The sequence below is a fragment of the Xanthomonas sacchari genome, assembly GCF_040529065.1.
GTDB lineage: Bacteria > Pseudomonadota > Gammaproteobacteria > Xanthomonadales > Xanthomonadaceae > Xanthomonas_A > Xanthomonas_A sacchari.
Genome location: NZ_CP132343.1, coordinates 2,694,027 through 2,720,257, shown reverse-complemented (window position 1 = coordinate 2,720,257; position 26,231 = coordinate 2,694,027). Strand labels below are relative to the sequence as shown.

3 protein-coding genes (1 of these 3 only partly in view) are annotated in these 26,231 nt (G+C 67.7%); all 3 read left to right on the top strand.

Annotation, left to right across the window (positions count from 1 at the left end; translation table 11 throughout):
* Tightly spaced (each overlapping or abutting the next), the 3 genes in view from RAB71_RS11415 to RAB71_RS11405 form a layout consistent with a single transcriptional unit that may run on beyond the window.
* On the top strand, nt 1-6,543 hold the 3' end of the coding sequence (locus tag RAB71_RS11415) for a non-ribosomal peptide synthase/polyketide synthase (protein ID WP_353940050.1). 12,780 nt of this gene lie to the left of the window's left edge; only the last 6,543 of its 19,323 coding nucleotides appear in the window; its start codon lies beyond the left edge, outside the window; the stop codon is at nt 6,541-6,543.
* Nucleotides 6,536-16,402 carry an amino acid adenylation domain-containing protein gene (locus RAB71_RS11410; protein ID WP_353940049.1) on the top strand — a complete coding sequence of 3,289 codons (9,867 nt, stop codon included), beginning with the start codon at nt 6,536-6,538 and terminating at the stop codon, nt 16,400-16,402. The genes RAB71_RS11415 and RAB71_RS11410 overlap by 8 nt, the downstream gene beginning before the upstream one ends.
* On the top strand, nt 16,392-26,231 hold the full coding sequence (locus tag RAB71_RS11405; protein WP_050946540.1) for a non-ribosomal peptide synthetase: 9,840 nt from the start codon (nt 16,392-16,394) through the stop codon (nt 26,229-26,231). The genes RAB71_RS11410 and RAB71_RS11405 overlap by 11 nt, the downstream gene beginning before the upstream one ends.

Here is a 26,231-nt window from a genome sequence, read left to right as displayed (position 1 = left end):
ACGCTGCCATTGTCGTGGGCACAGCAGCGGCTGTGGTTTCTCGACCAACTGGACCCTGCGGCCAGCGCTGCGTATCACATTCCCGTGGCGTTGCACCTGAGCGGCAGCCTGGACCGCGTGGCGCTCCAGGCCAGCCTCGATCGCCTGGTGGCGCGGCACGAGAGCTTGCGCACCACCTTCACCAGCGTGGAAGGGACGCCGCAACAATTCATCGCCGCCGCAGATGCCGGTTTCCTGCTGATCTCGCACGACTTGCGCGAGCGGGGCGCGGCGGCGCAATCCGCCGCGGTCGCCGAATTCAGCACGAACGAAGCACATGCTCCATTCGATCTGGCGCGCGGCCCCTTGATCCGGGGCAGGCTGCTGCAGCTTTCCGACGAGGAGCATGTGCTGCTGGTCACCCAGCATCACATCGTCTCCGATGGCTGGTCGATCGGGGTGCTGGTGGGCGAGCTCAGCACGCTGTACGCAGCATTCCGCCAGGGCGAGCCTGACCCTCTGCCGACATTGTCGGTGCAGTACGCGGATTATGCCGCCTGGCAGCGGCGCTGGCTGCAGGGTCCGGCGCAGCAGGACCAGCTCGCGTTCTGGAAGGAACACCTGCGCGACGCCCCGGCGCTGCTGGAGCTGCCGACCGATCGGCCGCGGCCGGCGGTGCAGCGCTATGCGGGCGACGAAGTAGAAGTCCGCCTCTCTGCAGCCCGTGTCGCCGAGCTGAACACGTTCTCGCGCCGGCATGGCGTCACCCTGTTCATGACACTGCTGACCGCGTGGACGGCGCTACTGTCGCGCTTGAGCGGCCAGGACGACATCGTCGTCGGTACCCCGGTGGCGAACCGCCCGCGTGCCGAGATCGAGCCACTGGTGGGTTTCTTCGTCAATACCCTGGCCTTGCGCGTGGGTGTGCAGGCCGACCCCACCGTGGTCGAGCTGCTGGAGCGGGTCAAGGCCGCAACGCTGGGCGCCTACGCGCACCAAGATTTGCCGTTCGAGCAGGTGGTCGAAGCACTCCAGCCCGAACGCAGCCTCAGTCACAGTCCCCTGTTCCAGGTGTCGCTGGACCTGCAGAACACGCCGCAGCACGCGTTCCATCTGCCGGGTCTGACCCTGGTGGCCCAGGAGACACGCAGCCCCACCTCGCAGTTCGACCTGTCGTTGGCATTGCTGGAAGAGGGCGATGCCATTCGCGGGGTGCTGAAGTACGCGACCGATTTGTTCGACCGCGAGCGGATCGTGCGCCTGGCCAGCCACTTCGATCTCCTGCTGCAGGCGCTGGTAAGCGACCCGCAGTTGCGCGTGAGCGAATTGCCTCTGCTCACCGATGCCGAGCGCCACCAGTTGCTGGTGGCGTTCAACGACACGGTGAGGCCATACCCCCGGGATCTCTGCATTCACCATCTGTTCGAGGCGCAGGTCGCTGCGCAACCGCATGCCATCGCGGTGAGGGACCACGGGCAGCAGCTGAGTTACGCGGAGCTCAATCGCCAGGCGAACCGCCTGGCGCATCGCCTGATCGAACTCGGCGTGAAACCCGACACGCGGGTCGCGATCTGTGCCGAGCGCAATGCATGGATGGTGATCGGCGTGCTGGGCATCCTAAAGGCCGGCGGTGCCTATGTGCCACTGGACCCGGCGTACCCGGCCGAGCGCCTGGCCTACATCCTGGAAGACAGCCGTCCGCTCGTGCTGCTGACGCATGCCGGTCTCGACGACATCGCGCAGCGTGCCAGCTCTGGCCACGCGCAGATTCCGCTGCTCACGCTGGACCGGGACCGGACACTGGTGCAACAGCCGGTGCACGATCCGCTGGTCGCCGATCTGACACCTCGCCATCTGGCCTACGTGATCTACACCTCCGGCACCACCGGGCTGCCCAAGGGCGTGATGGTCGAACATCGCGGCCTAGTCAACTACATCTTCGACGCGGTGCGCCTGTTCGGCATCGTGCCGAGCGATACCGTGTTGCAGCAGAATTCACTGAACTTCGACGTCTCGGTGGAAGAGATGTTCCCGGCCCTGTGCGGCGGCGCGACGTTGCTGCCGACCAGCCGCATCTTCGGCACAGCGGGCGAAGATGCGGGGCCGGCGCTGACCGTGGTACATATCACCGCCGCGCACTGGCACACCCTGGTCACCGAGTGGCAACGCGATCCTGACAAGGCGCATCGTGACCTGCACCATCTGCGCCTGCTCAACGTTACCGGCGACGCGCTATCGACCCAGAAGCTGCAAGCATGGGACGCGCTGCGTCCTGCGTCGCTCAAGCTCATCAATACCTACGGGCCCACCGAGACCACCGTCACCTGTACCGCAGCCTATGTGCAGTACGACGCGTTAAACGAGACGATGGCCAGCGCGACGATCGGGCGGCCCGTGGCCAATACTCAGATCTACATCCTGGACGCGGCATTGCAACCGGTCCCGCTCGGCGTTGCCGGCGAGATCTACATCGGCGGCGACGGCGTCACGCGTGGCTACCTCAACCGCGATGCGCTGACCGCCGAGCGCTACCTGCGAGATCCCTTCAGTACCATGCCGGGTGCGCGCATGTACAAGAGCGGCGATCGCGCGCGCTATCGCCAGGGCGGCCATATCGAGTTCCTTGGCCGCAACGACTTCCAGGTGAAGGTGCGTGGATTCCGCGTCGAACTGGGCGAGATCGAGGCAAGGCTGGCCGCGGCTGCCGGGGTGCGCGAAGCGGTGGTGGTTGCGCAGAAGGGAGCGTCCGACGAAAAGCGTCTGATCGCCTACGTGGTGCCGCAGGACGGTGTCGCACCGACGGTGGGGGCCTTGCGCGAAGCGTTGTCGAAAGACTTGCCGGACTACATGGTGCCCAGTGCATTCGTGACCTTGGAGGCGCTGCCACTCACACCTAACGGCAAGTTGGACCGCAAGGCATTGCCAGCACCGGACCTCGGGGCGGTGGCCAACCGTGTGTACGAAGCGCCGGTTGGGGAAGTCGAGCAGGCGATTGCGACGATCTGGCAAGAGGTGCTCGGCCTGGAGCAGGTCGGGCGGCAGGACAATTTCTTCGAACTGGGCGGGCACTCGCTGCTGGTGATCGGCATGATCGAGCGATTGCGCAGGAGCGGGCTGAGCGCGGACGTACGCAGCGTGTTCATGGCGCCGACGCTGAGCGCGCTGTCGGCACATCTGCTGCAGGCGTCGCCGGCAATCGTGCGCGGCGCCGTGCCCCACAACTTGATTACTCCATCGACCACGGCGATCGTGCCGGAGCTGCTGCCGCTGGTGAACCTGACCCAGGCGGAGATCGATCGCATCGTGGGCGGCGTGCCTGGCGGCACGTCCAATGTCCAGGATATCTACCCGCTGGCGCCCCTGCAGGAAGGCATCCTGTTCCATCACCTGCTGGAAAGCGGCAGCGGTGGCGACATCTACCTGCTTTGCACGATGGTGGCCTTCGACGGCCGCGCGCGGCTGGATGCGTTCCTGGACGCCTTGCAGCAGGTGATCGATCGCCACGACATCCTCCGCAGTGCGGTGCACTGGGAGGAACTGACCAAGCCGGTGCAAGTGGTGCAGCGCCGCGCGGTGTTGCCGGTTCACGAGCTGATGCTGTCGGCGGATGCGCCGGCACAGGCGCAGTTGCTGGCCCTGACCGACCCGCGGCGGGTACGGCTGGATCTGCGGCAGGCACCGATCCTGGCGGCCTACGTGGCGCGCGATCCGGCGACCGGCGAGTGGCTGCTGGCCCTGCTCAACCACCACATCGTCTGCGATCACATCGCCCAGGATCAGATCCTGTCGGAAATTCAGGCCGTCCTGCAGGGCCAGCAGGCCACGCTGCCGGCGCCGAAGCCATATCGGGATTTCATCGCACGGACGCTGGCGGTGTCCGAGGCAGAGCACGAGGCGTATTTCCGCGCGCAACTGGGCGATGTGGACGAACCCACGGCGCCGTTCGGGGTGCTGGACGTGCAGGCGGAAAGCGCTGGCGAAGTGCACGAAGCACGCCTGCGGCTGGATGACGCGTTGGCGCTGCGGCTGCGCGAGGTGGCGCGGCAACAAGGGGTGACCCCGTCGGTGCTGTTCCATCTGGCCTGGGCACAGGTGCTGGCCCGGTGCAGCGGGCGCGACGACGTGGTGTTCGGCACGGTGCTGTCGGGCCGCCTGCAAGAGACCGAAGGGACCGAACATGTGGTCGGGATGTTCATCAACACCCTGCCGATTCGCTTGCAGCTGGCGGAACTCGGCGTGGCCGAGGCAGTGCGTGAGACGCACCGACGCTTGAGCGCGCTATTGCTCCATGAGCAAATGCCGCTGGCCGTGACACAACGTTGCAGCGGCATCCAGCCACCGCTGCCGTTGTTCACCGCCTTGCTCAACTACCGGCACAATTACGACCACGACAGCGCCGAGGCACAGGCATGGTCGGGCGTGCGGGTGGTGAGCGACGAGATTCGCACCAATTACCCGCTGACCATGTCGGTTGACGATTTCGGGCGAGGCTTCGCCCTGGTCGTGCAGTGCAGCGCCAGGATCGATCCGCAGCGCGTCGTCCATTACCTGGGCACGGCCGTGACGGCCCTGGTTGCCGCGCTCGAAACGCAGCCCACCTTTGCGGTGCGCGCATTGCAGGTCCTGCCATCGGCCGAGCGTTCGCAGGTGCTGCACGGGTTCAATGCCACGCAGGCGGCGTATCCGCAGCAGGCGCTGATCCACGGCCTGTTCGCGGCGCAGGCGGCGCGGCAGCCGGACGCACCGGCCGTGGAGTGCGACGGCCAGATGCTGAGCTATGGCGAGTTGAACCGGCGGGCCAACCGGCTCGCGCACCGCCTGATCGGCCTGGGCGTGCGCCCGGACGAGCGCGTTGCGCTGTGCACCGAGCGCAGCGTGGACCTGGTGGTCGGCGTGCTGGGCATCCTCAAGGCCGGCGGCGCCTACGTGCCACTGGACCCGGCCTATCCGGCCGAGCGGCTGGCCTACATGCTGGCCGACAGCGCGCCGATGGCGGTGGTCACCCAGGCCACGCTGTATGCGCAACTGCCGATGCTGGCCAGCGCCGCCGCGCCCGTGCTGGTGCTCGAAGACCTGGCGCACGACGCCGCCACTGCCACGCACGACCCGGTGGTGCCCGGCTTGCACGCCCGGCACCTGGCCTACGTGATCTATACCTCCGGTTCCACCGGCCAACCCAAGGGCGTCATGGTCGAGCACCGCTCGGCGGTGAACTTCTGGCAGGTGATGACCCGGACCACGCACCGCCAATGTCCGGCCAATGCGCGGGTGGCATTGAACGCGGCGTTCTCCTTCGACATGTCGCTCAAGGGGCTGCTGCAGTTGCTGTCGGGCCACTGCCTGGTGCTGATCCCGCAGGCGCTGCGGGCCAATGCCGCGGCGCTGGTAGGATTCCTGGAGCAGCAGCGCATCGATGCGGTGGACAGCACGCCCTCGCAACTGGAGGCATGGCTGGCCGCCGGGCTGCTAGCGCCTGGGGCGCGTCGGCCGCGCAGCGTACTGTTGGGCGGCGAAGCGATCGGGCCGCACCTGTGGGAGCGGCTGCGCGCGTCCACGCAGGTGGGCTTCCACAACATGTACGGCCCCACCGAGTGCACGGTGGACGCGACGATCGAGGACGTGGCGGCCTCCACGGGCGGGCCGGCGATCGGCAAGCCGATCGCCAATGCGCGGATCTACCTGCTCGATGCGCAGGGGCAGCCGGTCCCGATCGGAGTGGCGGGGGAGATCCACATCGGCGGGGTGGGCGTGGCGCGCGGCTACCTGCACCGGCCGGAGTTGACCGCGCAGCGGTTCCTGGACGATCCGTTCGCGCAGGAGGCGGGAGCGCGGATGTACCGCACCGGCGATCTGGGCCGCTGGCGCGCCGACGGCACGCTGGAGTATCTGGGACGCAACGACTTCCAGGTGAAGGTGCGCGGGTTCCGGATCGAGCTGGGTGAGATCGAGGCGCGGCTGGTGGCATGCGCAGGCGTGCGCGAGGCAGTGGTGCTGGCGCGCGAGGACGTGCCGGGCGATCAGCGGCTGGTGGCGTACCTGGTGGCGGAGGTGGGCGTGGAGCTGTCGGCGGCGGCGCTGCGCGAGACGCTGGCGCAGGCCTTGCCGGAGTACATGGTGCCCAACGCGTTCGTGACGCTGGAGGCGCTGCCGCTCACCCCCAACGGCAAGCTGGACCGCAAGGCCTTGCCGGTTCCGGGCCAGGCGGCGGTGGCCAGCCGTGCCTACGAGGCGCCGGTGGGGGAGGTGGAGCAGGCCATCGCGACGATCTGGCAGGAGTTGCTGGGCCTGGAACAGATCGGCCGCCAGGACAACTTCTTCGAACTGGGCGGGCACTCGCTGCTGGTGATGCAACTGGTGATCCGGATCCGCGAGCAATTCCAGGTCGACGTGGTGCTGCGTGCGCTGTTCGAACGGCCGACGCTGATGGAGCTGGCCGCTGCCGTCGACGAACTGCAAAAGACGGTCTTTCTGGGCGACGAGCTCGAGCGCATGCAGCGCGAGCTGGACTCCCTGTCCGAGGAAGAACTACGCGAGATGCTGGATCGAGAGTCGATCAATGACTGACAACGCCGCCGCGCTGGAAGCGCTGAAACAGACCATCATCCAGAACCGGATGAAGCAACGCATTGCACTGCATGCCGAAGAAAGCAGGAAGCAGGGCATTCCGCGCGCCGATCGCAGCCAGCCCTTGCCATTGTCGTGGGCACAGCAGCGACTGTGGTTCCTGGACCAGCTCGATCATGCTGCCGGCGCGGCCTATCATCTGCAGGCCGCCCTGCGCTTGATCGGACACCTCGACCAGGCGGCGCTGCGGTCGACCCTGGACCGCATCGTGGCGCGGCACGAGAGCCTGCGCACGGTGTTCGTCAGTGCCGACGGTGAGCCGCGCCAGACGATCGTCGCCGCGGACGCCGGATTTGCCCTGGTCGAGCAGGACTGGCGCGCGCTCGATCCCGTGGCGCAGCGGGCAGCGCTGGACGCATTGCTCGCCACTGAGGCGCATGCGCCCTTCGATCTGAGGAACGGGCCGCTTTATCGCGGCCACCTGCTGTCGCTGTCCGAGAACGAGCATGTTCTGCTGGTGACCCAGCACCACATCATCTCCGACGGCTGGTCGACGGCCGTGCTGATCCGCGAGGTCGGCGCCCTGTACAGCGCGTTCTGCCGGGGCGAGCCCGATCCGCTTCCGCCGCTGCCGATCCAGTACGCCGACTATGCGGCCTGGCAGCGCCAGTGGCTCAAGGGCGAGGTGCTGCAACGGCAGCTCGATTTCTGGACCGGGCACCTGCGCGGCGCGCCGGCGCTGCTGGAACTGCCGACGGATCGGCCACGGCCGGCGTCGCAGACCTACGTCGGTGACGGCATCGACCTCAGCCTGACTGCAGAACTGAGCACCGGGCTGCGTGCGCTGTCGCAGCGTCACGGCACCACCTTGTTCATGACCTTGCTGGCCGCATGGTCGATCCTGCTGGCGCGGTTGAGCGGGCAGCACGACATCGTCATCGGCAGCCCGGTGGCCAATCGCGCGCGTGCGGAGATCGAGCCGCTGGTCGGCTTCTTCGTCAACACGCTGGCGCTACGCGTGGACCTGCAGGCCGATCCCAGCGTGGCCGCGCTGCTGGCCCAGGTCAGGTCGACGACGCTGGAGGCCTACGCGCACCAGGATCTGCCGTTCGAGCAGGTGGTCGAAGCCCTGCAGCCCGAGCGCAACCTGAGCTATAGCCCGGTGTTCCAGGTGTTGCTGAGCATGAACAATGCGGTCGGCGAGGAGGCCTTGCAGCTACCGGGGCTGACCGCTAAGAAGGTCGAGATGGCGCATGGCAGCGCGCACTTCGATCTGGATCTGTCGTTCATCGATTCGGGCAAGGGCCTGACAGGCAAACTCATCTATTCCACCAGCCTGTTCGATCACGAGACGATCTGCAGGTTCAATGCCTATCTGGTAGCCATACTGAACGCCATGGTGGCCGACGATACGCAGCCGGTGAGCCGCCTGCCGCTGTTGTCGCCGGCCGAGCGTTCGCAGGTGCTGCACGGGTTCAATGCCACACAGGCGGCGTATCCGCAGCAGGCGTTGATCCACGGCCTGTTCGCGGCGCAGGCGGCGCGGCAGCCAGACGCCCCGGCCGTGGAGTGCGACGGCCAGGTGCTGAGCTACGGGGAGTTGAACCGGCGGGCCAACCGGCTCGCGCACCGCCTGATCGGCCTGGGCGTGCGCCCGGACGAGCGCGTTGCGCTGTGCACCGAGCGCAGCGTGGACCTGGTGGTCGGCGTGCTGGGCATCCTCAAGGCCGGCGGCGCCTACGTGCCACTGGACCCGGCCTATCCGGCCGAGCGCCTGGCCTACATGCTGGCCGACAGCGCGCCGATGGCGGTGGTCACCCAGGCCGCGCTGCATGCGCAACTGCCAATGCTGGCCAGCGCCGCCGCGCCCGTGCTGGTGCTTGAAGACCTGGCGCACGACGCCGCCACTGCCGCGCACGACCCGGTGGTGCCCGGCTTGCACGCCCGGCACCTGGCCTACGTGATCTATACCTCCGGTTCCACCGGCCAACCCAAGGGCGTCATGGTCGAGCACTGCTCGGCGGTGAACTTCTGGCAGGTGATGACCCGGACCACGCACCGCCAATGTCCGGCCAATGCGCGGGTGGCATTGAACGCGGCATTCTCCTTCGACATGTCGCTCAAGGGGCTGCTGCAGTTGCTGTCGGGCCACTGCCTGGTGCTGATCCCGCAGGCGCTGCGGGCCAATGCCGCGGCGCTGGTAGGATTCCTGGAGCAGCAGCGCATCGATGCGGTGGACAGCACGCCCTCGCAACTGGAGGCATGGCTGGCCGCCGGGCTGCTAGCGCCTGGGGCGCGTCGGCCGCGCAGCGTACTGTTGGGCGGCGAAGCGATCGGGCCGCACCTGTGGGAGCGGCTGCGCGCGTCCACGCAGGTGGGCTTCCACAACATGTACGGCCCCACCGAGTGCACGGTGGACGCGACGATCGAGGACGTGGCGGCCTCCACGGGCGGGCCGGCGATCGGCAAGCCGATCGCCAATGCGCGGATCTACCTGCTCGATGCGCAGGGGCAGCCGGTCCCGATCGGAGTGGCGGGGGAGATCCACATCGGCGGGGTGGGCGTGGCGCGCGGCTACCTGCACCGGCCGGAGTTGACCGCGCAGCGGTTCCTGGACGATCCGTTCGCGCAGGAGGCGGGAGCGCGGATGTACCGCACCGGCGATCTGGGCCGCTGGCGCGCCGACGGCACGCTGGAGTATCTGGGACGCAACGACTTCCAGGTGAAGGTGCGCGGGTTCCGGATCGAGCTGGGTGAGATCGAGGCGCGGCTGGTGGCATGCGCAGGCGTGCGCGAGGCAGTGGTGCTGGCGCGCGAGGACGTGCCGGGCGATCAGCGGCTGGTGGCGTACCTGGTGGCGGAGGTGGGCGTGGAGCTGTCGGCGGCGGCGCTGCGCGAGACGCTGGCGCAGGCCTTGCCGGAGTACATGGTGCCCAACGCGTTCGTGACGCTGGAGGCGCTGCCGCTCACCCCCAACGGCAAGCTGGACCGCAAGGCCTTGCCGGTTCCGGGCCAGGCGGCGGTGGCCAGCCGTGCCTACGAGGCGCCGGTGGGGGAGGTGGAGCAGACCATCGCGACGATCTGGCAGGAGTTGCTGGGCCTGGAACAGGTCGGGCGCCAGGACAACTTCTTCGAACTGGGCGGGCACTCGCTGCTGGTGATCGGCCTGATCGAGCAACTGCGTCAACGCGGGCTGAGCGCTGACGTGCGCAGCGTGTTCATGGCGCCGACGCTAGGCGCGCTGGCGGAGCAAATAGTGCTGGCGGCGTCCGCGCTGCCGCGTGCCACGGTACCGCCGAACAGGATTACCACTGCGACTGTGGCGATCACGCCCGACCTGCTGCCGCTGGCGAGCCTGACCCAGGCCGAGATCGACCGCCTGGTGGAAAGCGTGCCTGGCGGCGTTGCCAACGTCCAGGATATCTATCCGCTGGCGCCCCTGCAGGAAGGCATCCTGTTCCATCACCTGCTGGAGCACGACAACGGCGGCGACACCTACCTGCTGTGCACCATGGTGGCCTTCGACGGCCGCGCGCGGCTGGACGCATTCCTGGACGCCTTGCAGCAGGTGATCGATCGCCATGACATTCTGCGCAGCGCGGTGCACTGGGAGGAACTCGCCAAGCCGATGCAGGTGGTGCAGCGCCGCGCGGTGCTGCCGGTCCACGAGCTGACCCTGTCGGCGGACGCGCCGGCGCAGGCGCAGTTGCTGGCCCAGACCGACCCACGGCGGATGCGGTTGGATCTGCGCCAGGCGCCGATCCTGGCCGCCTACGTGGCACGCGATCCGGCGACCGGCGATTGGCTGCTGGCCCTGTTGAACCACCACATCGTCTGTGACCATATTGCCCAGGATCTGATCCTGTCGGAAATCCAGGCCGTGCTGCAGGGCCAGCAGGCGACGCTACCGGCGCCGATGCCATATCGCGATTTCATCGCAAGGGCGCTTGCGATGTCCGAGGCGGAGCACGAGGCGTATTTCCGCGCGGAGCTGGGCGATGTGGACGAACCCACTGCGCCATTCGGGGTGCTGGACGTCCAGGCGGAGAACGCAGGCGAACTGGACGAGGCACGGCAACGGTTGGACGAGACGCTGGCGCAGCGGATCCGCGAGACAGCCCGGCAGCAGGGCGTGACTCCGGCCGTCCTGTTCCACCTGGCCTGGGCACGGGTGTTGGCGCAATGCTGCGGGCGCGACGACGTGGTCTTCGGCACCGTGTTGTCGGGGCGCCTGCAGGAGACCGAAGGCGCCGAGCAGGTCGTGGGGATGTTCATCAATACCCTGCCGATCCGGTTGCCGCTGGCAGGTCTGGGCGTGGCCGAGGCGGTCCAGGACACCTATCGCCGGCTCGGGGCATTGCTGCCCCACGAGCAGACGCCGCTGGCGCTTGCCCAGCGCTGCAGCGGCGTACAGTCCCCAGCACCGCTGTTCACAAGCTTGCTCAATTACCGCCACAGCCACGAGGTCAGCGAACCCGACGAGGTTGCGGCGAAGGTATCCGCCTGGGAAGGTGTGTGGGTGGTGGACGGGTTTGCGCGCACGAATTATCCGCTGACGGTCTCGGTGGATGACCTCGGGCAGGGATTCGGCCTGGCGATCTGGTCGGTGCCGGGCATCGACAGCGCACGCGTGCTTGGCTACGTGGAGCGGGCCATCGCGGCGCTGGTGCAGGCCCTGGCCGAAGACCCGCAACGCTCGCTTACGCAACTGGGCGTGCTCTCGCCGGAAGAGCGCGAACTGGTCGTATACGACTTCAACGCGACACAGGCGGACTATCCGCACGACCAGCCGATCCACGTCCTGTTCGAGGCGCAGGCGATGCGGCAGCCGCAGGCAGTGGCCCTGGATGGTGCCGGGGAGTTGGTCAGCTACGACGCGTTGAATCGACGCGCCAACCGCGTGGCGCAACGGCTGATCGCTCTCGGGGTCAGACCCGACGATCGCATCGCGCTATGCATGGAGCGCAGCGTTGGCATGGTGGTCGCCCTGCTTGGCATTCTCAAGGCAGGTTGTGCCTACGTGCCGCTGGACCCGTCGTATCCGGCCGAACGCCTGTCCTATCTGCTGGCCGACATCGCGCCCGCGGCGATCCTGGTGCAGTCGGCATTGCGCGAACGGCTTCCTTCCACGGCCGCGCATGCCAGCGTCCTGGTGCTTGATGAAATCGAGGCCGCTCCACTGCCTGCGGCTGTCCCCGATCCGATCGTGCCGTGCCTGACGTCGCGTCACCTGGCCTATGTTCTCTACACCTCCGGTTCGACCGGGCAGCCCAAGGGGGTGATGGTCGAGCACCGTAGCGTCGTGCGGCTCGCAGTCAATGCCTCCTATGCGCCGCTCAGCCCGGACGACTGCGTCGCGCACTGCGCGAATCCGGCATTCGATGCATCCACCTGGGAGATCTGGGGCGGCTTGCTCAACGGCGCACGCCTGCTGGTCGTGGCGCAGGAGGACGTGCTCGACCCACAGGCCCTCAACCGTGTGCTGGTCGAAGGCAAGGCTTCCGCGCTGTGGATGACCGCCGGCCTGTTCAACGAGTACGTCAACGTGCTGGGCCTGGCCTTCGCCGGCTTGAAGTATCTGCTGGTCGGCGGAGACGTTCTGGACCCGCGCAGCGTGGCGCGCGTGCTCAACGGCGCACTGCCGCCGCGTCACCTCCTCAATGGCTATGGTCCCACCGAGGCGACGACCTTCGCGACGACCTTCGAGATCGCGACGTTGCCGGACGCTGCCCGGACCATTCCCATCGGCCGGCCGATCGCCAATACCCGAGTGTACGTCCTGGGGCCGCACGGAGACCCGCTGCCGGTTGGGGTCGCAGGTGAAATCCATGTCGGCGGACCAGGCGTGGCACGTGGCTATCTGAACCAGCCGGAGCTGACCGCGCAGCGCTTCCTCGCCGATCCCTTTGCAACTGATCCCGAGGCACGGATGTACCGGACCGGGGATCTCGGTCGCTGGCTGCCGGACGGCACGCTGGATTACCTGGGACGCAACGACCTGCAGGTGAAGATCCGCGGCCTGCGCATCGAGTTGGGTGAAATCGAGGCCAGGCTGGTCGCATGCGACGGCGTTGCCAAAGCCGTGGTGATCGCACGCGAGGATGCAGGCGGCGACAAGCGGTTGCTGGCCTACGTAGTGCCGCAAGTCGGTGCAGAGGTAACGGCTGCCGCGCTGCGTGCGTCGTTGTCGCGATTGCTGCCAGAGTACATGGTACCCAGCGCGTTCGTGACGCTGGAGGCGCTGCCGCTCACGCCCAACGGCAAGCTCGATCGTCAGGCACTCCCGGCGCCGGACCAGGCGGCGGTCGCCAGCCTGGCTTACGAGGCGCCGGTGGGCGAGCTGGAGCAGGCGATCGCAGCGATCTGGCAGGACCTGCTGGGAATCGAGCGGGTGGGGCGCCACGATCATTTCTTCGAGTTGGGCGGGCACTCTCTGCTGGCGGTTAGGCTGGTCACACGGCTGCGCGCCGCGCTGGGCGTGGAGCTGGCGCTGCGCGACGTGTTCGCGCAACCAACACCGGCGACGCTGGCCCGTACCGTGCCCAACGCGGCCGCGTCGGCGCAAGGTGCGATTCTGTCGGTGCCGCGGGGCGAGGCGCTGCCCTTGTCGTGGGCGCAGCAGCGGCTATGGTTCCTTGACCAGCTCGACCATACGGCGAGCGCTTCTTACCACATCGTGACGGCGCTGCGTCTGACCGGTCTGCTGGACCGGACCGCACTGCAGGCCAGTCTGGATCGCATCGTGGCGCGGCACGAAAGCCTGCGTACGACCTTCGTCACCGTCGGGGGCGAGCCGTGGCAGCGCATCGCCGCCGCTGAAAGCAGCGGCTTCGCCCTGGCCGAACATGACCTGTGCGATATGGACAGCCCTGCCCAGCAGGCGGCGATCGATGCCTTGGGCGCCACCACGGCGCGCGCGCCCTTCGATCTGGCGCGCGGCCCGCTGATCCGTGGTCACCTGCTGGCACTGGGCGAACGCGAGCATGTGTTGCTGGTCAGCCAGCATCACATCATTTCCGACGGCTGGTCGATCGGCATCCTGGTGCGCGAGGTCGCGGCGCTGTATGCCGCCTTCTGCCAGGGCGAGCCGGATCCGCTGCCGCCACTGCCGATCCAGTACGCCGACTATGCCGTCTGGCAGCGTCGGTGGTTGCAGGGCGAAGTGCTGCAGACACAGCTGGAGTTCTGGTGCACGCATCTGGCTGCAGCCCCAGCGCTGCTGGAACTGCCGACCGATCTGCCGCGTCCGGCGGTGCAACGCTATCGCGGCAACCGCGTTCCTGTCCAATTGAGCGCCGACCTCAGCGCGGCGCTGCGGGCATTCTCGCAACGGCATAACGTCACCCTGTACATGACCCTGCATGCGGCCTGGGCGTCATTGCTGTCGCGCCTGAGCGGGCAACACGACATCGTCATCGGCAGCCCGGTGGCCAACCGCCCGCGCGCGGAAACGGAGTCCTTGATCGGGTTCTTCGTCAACACGCTTGCGCTACGCGTGGACCTACGGGCCGATCCCAGCGTGGCCGCGCTGCTGGCCCAGGTCAGGTCGACGACGCTGGAGGCCTACGCGCACCAGGATCTTCCGTTCGAGCAGGTGGTCGAAGCCCTGCAGCCCGAGCGCAACCTGAGCTATAGCCCGGTGTTCCAGGCCTGGTTGAACCTCAATAACGCGCCCGGCGCTGGCGAATTGGATCTGCCGGGCCTGACTCTTGAGAACCTCGACATCGAGCAGCGGACGGCGCGCGTCGATCTGTCCCTGTCGCTGACCGACATGCCCACGGGCTTGACCGGCAGCCTGGTCTACGCCACTGACCTGTTTGTGCACCAGACCGCACAGCGGATCGTCGCTCATTGGATGACCCTGCTCGCGGCCATGGTGGCCGACGATACGCAGCCGGTGAGCCGCCTGCCGCTGTTGTCGCCGGCCGAGCGTTCGCAGGTGCTGCACGGGTTCAATGCCACACAGGCGGCGTATCCGCAGCAGGCGTTGATCCACGGCCTGTTCGCGGCGCAGGCGGCGCGGCAGCCAGACGCCCCGGCCGTGGAGTGCGACGGCCAGGTGCTGAGCTACGGGGAGTTGAACCGGCGGGCCAACCGGCTCGCGCACCGCCTGATCGGCCTGGGCGTGCGCCCGGACGAGCGCGTTGCGCTGTGCACCGAGCGCAGCGTGGACCTGGTGGTCGGCGTGCTGGGCATCCTCAAGGCCGGCGGCGCCTACGTGCCACTGGACCCGGCCTATCCGGCCGAGCGCCTGGCCTACATGCTGGCCGACAGCGCGCCGATGGCGGTGGTCACCCAGGCCGCGCTGCATGCGCAACTGCCAATGCTGGCCAGCGCCGCCGCGCCCGTGCTGGTGCTTGAAGACCTGGCGCACGACGCCGCCACTGCCGCGCACGACCCGGTGGTGCCCGGCTTGCACGCCCGGCACCTGGCCTACGTGATCTATACCTCCGGTTCCACCGGCCAACCCAAGGGCGTCATGGTCGAGCACTGCTCGGCGGTGAACTTCTGGCAGGTGATGACCCGGACCACGCACCGCCAATGTCCGGCCAATGCGCGGGTGGCATTGAACGCGGCATTCTCCTTCGACATGTCGCTCAAGGGGCTGCTGCAGTTGCTGTCGGGCCACTGCCTGGTGCTGATCCCGCAGGCGCTGCGGGCCAATGCCGCGGCGCTGGTAGGATTCCTGGAGCAGCAGCGCATCGATGCGGTGGACAGCACGCCCTCGCAACTGGAGGCATGGCTGGCCGCCGGGCTGCTAGCGCCTGGGGCGCGTCGGCCGCGCAGCGTACTGTTGGGCGGCGAAGCGATCGGGCCGCACCTGTGGGAGCGGCTGCGCGCGTCCACGCAGGTGGGCTTCCACAACATGTACGGCCCCACCGAGTGCACGGTGGACGCGACGATCGAGGACGTGGCGGCCTCCACGGGCGGGCCGGCGATCGGCAAGCCGATCGCCAATGCGCGGATCTACCTGCTCGATGCGCAGGGGCAGCCGGTCCCGATCGGAGTGGCGGGGGAGATCCACATCGGCGGGGTGGGCGTGGCGCGCGGCTACCTGCACCGGCCGGAGTTGACCGCGCAGCGGTTCCTGGACGATCCGTTCGCGCAGGAGGCGGGAGCGCGGATGTACCGCACCGGCGATCTGGGCCGCTGGCGCGCCGACGGCACGCTGGAGTATCTGGGACGCAACGACTTCCAGGTGAAGGTGCGCGGGTTCCGGATCGAGCTGGGTGAGATCGAGGCGCGGCTGGTGGCATGCGCAGGCGTGCGCGAGGCAGTGGTGCTGGCGCGCGAGGACGTGCCGGGCGATCAGCGGCTGGTGGCGTACCTGGTGGCGGAGGTGGGCGTGGAGCTGTCGGCGGCGGCGCTGCGCGAGACGCTGGCGCAGGCCTTGCCGGAGTACATGGTGCCCAACGCGTTCGTGACGCTGGAGGCGCTGCCGCTCACCCCCAACGGCAAGCTGGACCGCAAGGCCTTGCCGGTTCCGGGCCAGGCGGCGGTGGCCAGCCGTGCCTACGAGGCGCCGGTGGGGGAGGTGGAGCAGACCATCGCGACGATCTGGCAGGAGTTGCTGGGCCTGGAACAGGTCGGGCGCCAGGACAACTTCTTCGAACTGGGCGGGCACTCGCTGCTGGTGATGCAACTGGTGATCCGGATCCGCGAGCGCCTGCAGGTGGAGGTGCCACTACGCGCGCTCTTCGAGCAACCGACCTTTTCGTCGCTCGCCGCGATGGTCGTCAATGAACAGCTGAAGCTCTTCTCGACATCGGACGTCGTAGCGGTCGAGGACGGATTGAGCGATCTCTCCGAGGAAGAACTCCTCGCCCTGCTAGCCAACGGTGTCGACCATGAGCGCTGATCAGAGCCAGACCTTGCAACACCTGCGGCGCGCGGTCGCGCTGCAGCAGCTGCGACAGCGCGGCGATGCCCCGCAGGCGCCTGCAGCGACGGAGACGATCCCATCGGCCGATCGCCAGGCTGCGCTGCCCCTTTCGTGGGCACAGCAGCGCTTGTGGTTCCTGGACCAACTCGATCATGCCGCGAGCGCCGGCTATCACATGCCGGCGGCGCTACGCTTGCGCGGCATCCTGGATCGTGCGGCGTTGCGGGCCAGCCTGGACCGCATCGTGGCGCGCCACGAGAGCCTGCGGACCACCTTCGCCAGCACGGACGGCACGCCACGTCAGGTCATCGCACCGGCAAACAGCGGCTTCACGCTCCACGAGCACGACCTGCGCATGCTCGACGCCGACGCGCAGCAGGCTGAAGTGGCCAGGCTGGGCAGCGACGAGGCGCTGGTGCCCTTCGACCTGACGAGCGGTCCGCTGATTCGGGGCCGCCTGTTACAGACGGCCGACGACGCGTACGTCTTGCTCGTGACCCAGCACCACATCATCTGCGATGGCTGGTCGATTGGCGTGCTGGTACAGGAAGTCAGTGTGCTGTATGCGGCCCTCAGCCAGGGGCGGCCCGATCCGCTCCCACCATTACCGATTCAGTACGCCGACTACGCAGCTTGGCAGCGCCAGTGTCTGCAGGGCGACGCGTTGCAACGGCAACTCGCGTTCTGGACGGCGCATCTGCGCGGCGCGCCGGCCTTGCTGACGTTACCGACCGACCGGCCACGCCCGGCAGCGCAAAGCTACAACGGCGATCGCGTGGAAGTCCGGTTGAGCATGGAACTGACCGCAGCGCTGCGTGCGCTGGCACAGCGCCATGGCGCGACCTTGTTCATGACACTACTGACCGGATGGTCGGCCCTGCTGTCGCGTCTCAGCGGCCAGGACGACGTCGTGGTCGGCAGTCCGGTGGCAAACCGGCAACGCTCGGAGCTGGAGCCCTTGATCGGCTTCTTCGTCAACACCCTGGCGCTGCGCGTGGATTTGAGCGCAGATCCCAGCGTCGCTGCCCTGCTGGCCCAGGTCAAGGCGACGACGCTCGATGCTTACGCGCACCGCGACCTGCCGTTCGAGCAAGTGGTGGAGGCCCTGCAACCAGAGCGCAGCCTGGATCACAGCCCGGTGTTCCAGGCCATGCTCGCCTTGAACAACACTCCGCGCGGCGGCGACCTGCAGCTTCCTGGCCTAGCATTGTCGGCGCTGCCGACCGTGCGCCAAAGCGCGCAGTTCGACATCGCGCTTTCCCTCTCCGATGACCCGGACCACGGCCTGTCCGGCAGTGCGATCTACGCGACCGATCTGTTCGATCGTGCCACGGTGGAGCGCATGCTCGGCTACTGGATGACACTGCTCACCGCCATGGCTGCTGACGACAGCCAATCCGTCGGGCGGCTGCCGCTGCTGGATTCCCACGCTCGCGCGCAGTTGCTGGCAGCGTCCACCGCCATCACCACTGCCGTGCCTGCGTCCCCGATGCTGGCGCATGCATTGTTCGAGGGACAAGCCGCCGCTCGCCCGGAGGCGCTCGCACTGCATTTCGATGGCCAGTGCTTCAGCTACGCCGCGTTGAACCGTCGTGCCAATCAGGTCGCCCACCTGTTGCGCACGCTGGGTGTACGGCCCGACGACCGGGTGGCGATCTGCATGGAGCGCGGCGTGGAGCTGCTGGTCGGCGTGCTGGCCACCCTGAAGGCCGGCGGCGCCTACGTGCCGCTTGACCCGGCCTACCCGATGGAGCGGCTGGCCTACATGCTGGGCGACAGCGCGCCGGTGGTACTGCTGACGCAGGCGAGGCTTGTCGACGAACTGCCGGCGGTCGGCCTGTTGCGCACCCTGGTCCTGGACCCGGACGGCGATGATGCGGCACTGATTGCGCGGCAGCCGGACGAGAACCTCGATGCCGGTGCCGTCGGGCTCGTTCCGACCCACCTGGCGTACGTCATCTACACCTCCGGCTCCACCGGACTGCCTAAGGGCGTGATGGTCGAGCACCGTAGCCTGTGCCATCTGGCGGCGGCACAGGCCGCGCTGTTCGATGTCGGCGCGCAGAGCCAGGTGCTGCAGTTCGCCTCGATCAGCTTTGATGCCAGTATCTTCGAGATCGTGATGGCCTGGTCCGCCGGCGCATGCCTGCACGTGGCATCACGCGAAGCCTTGCGCCCAGGTCCCGCATTGCTGGGTACCTTGCGCCAGCGCCGCATCAGCCACGCTACCTTGCCGCCATCCGCGTTGATGGCCTTCGCCGCCGAGGACCTGGCCGACGCGGACATGACTCTCGTGGTCGCAGGCGAGGCGTTCCCGCCCAAGGCCTGCCAGTGGGCAGGCGGCAACCGCGTGTTCAATGCCTACGGCCCCACCGAGACCACGGTATGGGCGACGGCGTATCGCTGCATGCCGCAGGACCGCTCGGCCTCGGTTCCGATCGGCCGACCGATCGCCAACACTTCGGTCTATCTGCTTGGCCGGGATGGCGAGCCGGTGCCGCTCGGGGTCGTCGGCGAAATCCACATCGGCGGCGCCGGCGTCGCGCGCGGCTACCTGAACCGGCCGGAGCTGACCGAGGAGCGCTTCCTGCGTGATCCGTTCGCCGACACTCCTGGAGCGCGGATGTATCGCACCGGCGACCTGGGGCGGTGGCGGCCCGACGGGACGATCGACTATGTCGGGCGCAACGATTTGCAGATCAAGGTGCGCGGTTTCCGTATCGAACCGGGCGAAATCGAGGCCCGGCTCATTGCCTGCGCCGGGGTGCGCGAAGCGGCGGTGATCGATCGTGCCGATGCGGCAGGAGGCAGTGCCTTGGTGGCGTACGTCGTACCGCAGGAGGGCGCCGTCCTGGAGGCGCTGCCATTGCGCGACCAGTTGCGGCGTGGTCTTCCTGACTACATGATCCCCAGTGCGTTCGTGACGTTGCCGGCGTTGCCGCTCACGCCCAACGGCAAGCTCGATCGCAAGGCGCTGCCGGCACCGGACCAGACCGCTGTCGCCAGTCGCCGCTACGAGGCACCGGTGGGGGATGTGGAACAGACGGTCGCCGCGATCTGGCAGGAACTGCTGGCGCTGGAGCGGGTCGGCCGGCATGACCATTTCTTCGAGTTGGGGGGGCATTCCTTACTGGTGATCAGCCTGATCGAGCGCTTGCACCAGGCCGGGCTGGAGGTACAGGTGCGCACCGTCTTCGACGCGCCCACGCTGAGCGCGCTGGCGGCACGGCTGCACCGTGGCGAGGGCGGCGCATCACCGCGGCAAGCGATCGCTAATCCGATCACAGCGCAGACCACCCGTCTCACGCCCGCATTGCTGCCGCTGGTGCAGCTGAGCCAGGACGCCATCGACCGCATCGTCGCCGGCGTCACGGGCGGCGTGTCCAATATCCAGGATATCTACCCGTTGGCGCCGCTGCAGGAGGGGATTCTGTTCCACCACCTGCTTGGTGGCGCTGGCGACACTTACCAACTGCGCCTGACGCTGGCATTCGACGATCAAGCGCGTATGCGCAGCTTCCTGGAACTGCTGCAAGTGGTGATCGACCGTCACGATATCCTGCGGACGGCGGTGTTCTGGGAAGACCTGCAGCAGCCGGTTCAGGTCGTGCACCGGCAGGCGCCGTTGCGCATCGTGGAGCTGACCACCGGCGCAGAAGCACCGGCATTGGCGCAGTTGCTGGCCCAGACCGATCCGCAACGGCTGCAGCTGGACCTGCGCCAGGCGCCGATGTTGGCCGCCTATGTGGCGTACGACGCATCGTCAGGCGATTGGCTGGTCGCATTGCTGAGCCATCACATGGTCTGCGATCACATCGGTCTGGATCTGGTGTTCTCCGAGGTGCAGCAGTTGCTGCAAGGCCACGGCGAACGCCTGCCCACGCCGATGCCGTATCGCAATTTCATCGCCCAGACCCACGCGCTGCCGGATACCGAACACGAGACCTATTTCCGCGAGCAGTTCGGCGACGTCGAGGCACCGACCGCACCGTTCGGTATCCTGGCCGCACGCGAGCATGGCGTGGCGCAGCAGGAGAGCAGCCTGCCGTTCGACGACGCGCTATCGCGGCGCATCCGCGACGCGGCGCGCGCGTCTGGCGTGACCCCGGCGGTGCTGTTCCACGTCGCATGGGCCCAGGTCCTGGCCGAGTGCAGCGGCAGCGACGATGTCGTGTTCGGCACGGTGCTGAGCGGGCGGATGCAGGGCTCCGAGGGCGCCGACCGGGTCGTCGGCATGTTCATCAACTCGCTGCCGATCCGCTTGCCGCTGGCGGCGCTCTCGGTTACCGAGGCCGTACGCGACACCTATGCGCGCCTGACCGCACTACTGGCACACGAACAGGCGCCGCTGGCGCTGGCGCAGCGCTTCAGCCGGGTACCGTCGCACCTGCCTTTGTTCACCGCGTTGCTGAACTACCGCTACAACCAGGGTAGCGGCAGTACGCAGAGTTCGGCGTTCGACCCGGCGGGCTGGGACGGCATTCGCTTGCTTGCCAGGAGCAAGACCCATGGCAGCTATCCATTGACGATGTCGGTGGAGGACTGGGGCCAGGCGCTTGGCCTGTCGGTGCTGTGCGTGCCCGAGATCGACGGGGAGCGTCTGATCCGCTACTTCGAGACGACAATACGTGCCCTGGTGGACGCGATGGCGAATGCGCCGTCGACTCCAGTCCGGCACCTGTCGGTGTTGCCGGCAGCCGAGGTCGCGCACATGCTCGCCGTCGGCCGGGGAGAATCGACAGCGCCCGCGCAGCGCGGACTGGTGCATGAGGCGTTCGAGGCGCAGGCGCAGCGCGCCCCGGACGCGACGGCGCTGATCTTCGGCGATTCGCTGCTCAGTTACGACGTACTCAATCGGCGCGCCAATCAACTGGCGCACCATTTGCGCTCGCTGGGCGTGAAGCCGGATGCGCGGGTCGCCATCTGCATGGAGCGCGGCATCGATATGGTGGTGGCGCTGCTTGCGGTGCTCAAAGCCGGAGGGGGCTATGTGCCGTTGGACCCGGCCTATCCGGCCGAGCGTCTGGCCGACATCCTGCGCAGCGACCCGCCCCTAGCTTTGCTGACCGTCTCCGCGGTCGAGGACAACCTGCCGGCGTTGAGCCTACTGCGGGTCGTGGTGATCGACGATGATGCAGCAATCGTGCGTCAGCCACAGCACGATCCGGAGCCGGCCGCCATCGGCCTGACCGAGGACCATCTGGCCTACGTGCTCTACACCTCTGGGTCGACCGGGCGGCCCAAGGGCGTGATGGTGACGCATCGCAACGTCGGCACCTATCTCGCCCACGCGCATGGCGCCTATCTGCATGACGACGTTTGCGGCGCGGTAGTCGCCACACCGCTGGGATTCGACGCGACGGTGACCACGCTGCTCGCGCCATGGCGAGTTGGCAAGCCGGTGGTACTGTTGCCCGAGGACCGCAAGCACTGCCTGGCCGAAGTGCTTCGCTACTGCCTGCGTCCCGAACCATGGCTTTTCAAGCTGACGCCTGCGCACCTGGACGTGCTGGCTGGCCTGAACAATGCGCCGACCGTGAGCACGCGCCACCGCCTGGTCGTCGGCGGCGAACAACTGAGCGTGCGTACCCTGCATCGGTTCCGCGAACGCGTGCTTCCTCATGCCATCGTCGTCAACGAGTACGGCCCGACGGAAGCGACGGTGGGCTGCACGACGTTTGTCAGCGATGGTCAGGGCCAGGATGTCCTGCACGAGGGCGTGCCGATCGGCCGTCCGATTGCCGACGCGCACATTTATGTGCTGAGCACGAGCGGCATGCCGGTACCGGCCGGCGTGGCCGGTGAACTGCATATCGGCGGTGCAGGTGTCGCGCGCGGGTATCTGAATCGGCCGGCGTTGACCGCCGAGCGCTTCCTGCCCGACCCCTTCGCCAGCGAGCCAGACGCGCGCCTGTATCGCACCGGCGATCTGGTCCGCTGGTTGCCTGATGGCAACCTGCAGTTTCTGGGGCGCAACGATTTCCAGGTCAAGATCCGCGGCTTCCGCATCGAATTGGGCGAGATCGAAGCCAAGCTGGTGGCCTGCACCGGTGTGGAGGATGCCGTGGTGGTGGCGCAGACCGACGGATCCGGCGATGCGCGCCTTGTGGCCTACGTCGTTGCCGCGGACGAGGGCGAGCTGCAGGCGACCGCGTTGCGAGCCACCCTGTTGCGCAGCCTGCCCGACTATATGGTGCCGGGTGCGTTCGTGACATTGGCAGCGCTGCCGCTGACGCCCAATGGCAAGCTGGACCGCAAGGCCCTTCCGGCGCCGGATCAGGACGCACTGGCCAGCCAGGATTACCAGGCTCCGATTGGCGAGGCCGAATCCACCATCGCCGCGATCTGGCAGGAACTCCTGGACCTGGAAAGGGTCGGGCGCCACGACCATTTCTTCGAATTGGGCGGGCACTCGCTGCTGGCGGTGCGCCTGGTGACGCGGCTGCGCACGACGCTGGGCGTGGATGTGACGCTGCGTGATGTGTTCGCGCAGCCGACGCCGGCACTGCTGGCGGGCAGCATCGCCTCTGCGGCAACGACGCCGCAGGCGGGGATCGTGCCCGTCGACCGCGAAGGCGCCATGCCGCTGTCGTGGGCGCAGCAGCGGCTGTGGTTCCTGGATCAACTGGATCATGCCGCGGGCGCGGCCTATCACATCCCGGCAGCGCTTCGCTTCAGCGGCGCCCTGAATCGCGCCGCGCTGCGCGCCAGCCTGGACCGGATCGTGGCCAGGCACGAAAATCTGCGTACGACTTTCGTCAGCGTGGAGGGCGAACCGCAGCAGGTGATCGCACCTGCGGAGAGCGGCTTCCTGTTGATCGAGCACGACCTGCGCCATCTGCAGGGGGCCGAGCAGGAGGCGGCGGTGGCCGAACTGAGCATGGGCGAAGCGCGCGCTCCGTTCGACCTGGCGCATGGTCCGCTGGTGCGTGGCCGCTTGCTGGTTCTCGCCGAACAGGAACACGTCCTGCTGGTGACCCAGCACCACATCGTGTCCGACGGCTGGTCGATTGGCGTGCTGGTGCGAGAGTTCAGTGCCTTGTACACCGCCTTCCACCGGGGCCTGACCGATCCGCTGCCATCGCTGTCCATCCAGTACGCCGACTATGCGGCCTGGCAGCGGCAGTGGTTGCAGGGCGATGTTCTGCAGGAGCAGATCGATTTCTGGCGCCACCACTTGTCGGGCGCGCCAGCACTGCTGGAGCTGCCGACCGATCGGCCGCGGCCGGCGGTGATGAGCTACGCGGGAGACAGTGTCCCGGTACGCGTGCCGCGCGATCTCAGCAGAGCGCTGCATGCGCTGGCCCAGCGCCACGGCGTCACCCTGTTCATGACCTTGCTCGCCGGATGGGCGGTGCTGCTGTCGCGGCTGAGCGGCCAGCACCAGGTGGTGATCGGCAGCCCGGTGGCGAACCGGCAACGCACCGAGATCGAGCCGTTGATCGGCTTCTTCGTCAACACCCTCGCGTTTCGCGTCGATCTGCGCGACGACCCGAGCGTGGCCGCGTTGTTGGCGCAGGTCAAGGCGACCACGCTCGACGCCTATGCTCACCAGGAACTGCCGTTCGAGCAGGTAGTCGAGGCGCTGCAGCCCGAGCGCAGCTTGAGCCACAACGCGGTGTTCCAGGCGGCGCTGAGCCTGAATAACACACCAGGGGACGACGGTCTGGACCGTCTGCCTGACCTGAAGCTCTCTGCGGTCGAAGGCACGCAGCGCAACGCGCGCTTCGATCTGTCCCTGTCGATGACGGAAACCGAAAGCGGTTTGGTGGGGGGCGTGGTGTACGCCACTGACCTGTTCGAACGCGACACCGTGCAACGCATGCTCGGCCATTGGGTGACGTTGCTGCAGGCCATGGTGGCTGACGATGCCAAGACGGTCAGCAGCCTGCCGCTGCTCACACCGGCGGAACGCACGCAACTAGTCGACCAGTTCAGTCCGGGACCGGTCCGCGCGCAACCGCGACTGCTGATCCACACCGCGTTCGAGGCGTGTGCCGCTGCGCAGCCCGAAGCGGTTGCTGTGGAGTTCGCTGGTCAGCAGCTCAGCTATGCCGAACTGAATGGGCATGCGAACCGAATCGCACACCGGCTCATCGCGCTCGGGCTCGCGCCGGACGATCGCGTTGCACTTTTCGCCGAGCGCAGCCTGGCGACATTCGCCGGGATCCTGGGCATCCTGAAGGCGGGTGGGGCCTACGTACCGCTGGATCCTTCGTATCCTGCCGAACGTGTGGCCTACATGCTCGCCGACAGCAAGCCGGTGGCAGTGCTGAGTTCCTCGGCGTTGCAGTCGCGCCTGCCGCTGTTGCACACGCTGGATGTGCCGGTGCTCGCGCTCGACGCCGAGCGCGACGCCGCATCGGTGCAGCACGCAGCCGATCCGCGGGTAGACGGGCTGACCCCGCGTCACCTGGCCTACGTGATCTATACCTCCGGCTCCACCGGCCAGCCCAAAGGTGTCATGGTCGAGCATGCCTCGGTCATGAACCTGCATTCGGAGCTGGAGCGTGCAATCTTTTTCGGGCTGGACGCCCAGGCGCGCGTGGGACTGAACGCATCGTTGTCGTTCGACGCCTCGATCAAATCGCTGCTGCAGTTGCTGTCGGGTCGTTGCGTGGTCCTGCTTCCCCAGGACGTACGCCTTGACGCGCTGGCCTTGCTCGACTTCCTGGGCTGTCACCGGCTCGATGCCTTGGATTGCACGCCGGTACAACTGGAGGCCTTGCTGGCCGAAGGCCTGCTGGACCAAACGACGTATCGGCCAAAGGTAATCATGATCGGCGGCGAGCCGATCCCCGCCAGCATCTGGCGGCGCCTGAACGGCGACCAGCGCACCCGGTTCTTCAATGTCTACGGCCCCACCGAATGTACGGTGGACAGCTCGCTGGCGCTGATCAACGGCAGCGGGGATCGGCCGCAAATCGGCCGGCCGCTGGGCAACGTGCGCATCTATCTTCTCGACCCGCAGCGACAGCCTGTTCCGGTCGGCGCGGCTGGCGAGCTTTACATCGGCGGTGCAGGCGTGGCGCGCGGCTACCTCGATCGTCCGGAGCTGACCGCACAGCGCTTCCTTGCCGATCCTTTCGTCGATGCCGCCGACGCCAGGATGTACAGGACCGGCGACCTCGGTCGCTGGCTGCCCGATGGCACGATCGAGTACCTGGGTCGCAACGATTTCCAGGTCAAGATCCGTGGCTTCCGCATCGAACTGGGCGAGATCGAGGCCAGGCTGGCGACCTGCGCGGGGGTGCGCGAGGCCGCGGTGGTGGCACGCGAGGACGCGATGGGCGAGACGCGCCTGGTCGCCTACCTGGTCCCGCACGCCGGCCACACGTGCGCGTCCGCCGCGCTGCGCGAGCGGCTGCTGCAGGAGTTGCCGGAGTACATGGTGCCGGCAGCGTTCGTGACCCTGGACGCATTTCCGCTGACCCCGAATGGCAAGCTCGATCGCCAGGCGCTTCCTGCACCCGACCAGGAGGCTGTGGCAAGTCGCCCGTACGAAGCGCCGATCGGCGAAGCCGAGCAGGCCATCGCCACGATCTGGGAGGAACTGCTGGGTCTGGAGCGTGTAGGCCGGCACGATCATTTCTTTGAACTCGGCGGGCATTCGCTGCTGGCAGTACGGGTCGTGGTCCGGCTCAAGGAGGCGCTGCAGGTGGAGATGGACCTGCGCGACGTGTTCATGTCGCCGCAGCTGTCGGCCCTGGCTGCGCTCATTGTGGAACGCCAGTTGGCACAGTTCGACCAGGTGGAGCTGTTGGACATGCTGGCCTCCATCGACGAACCACCGGCAGCGCCTTGA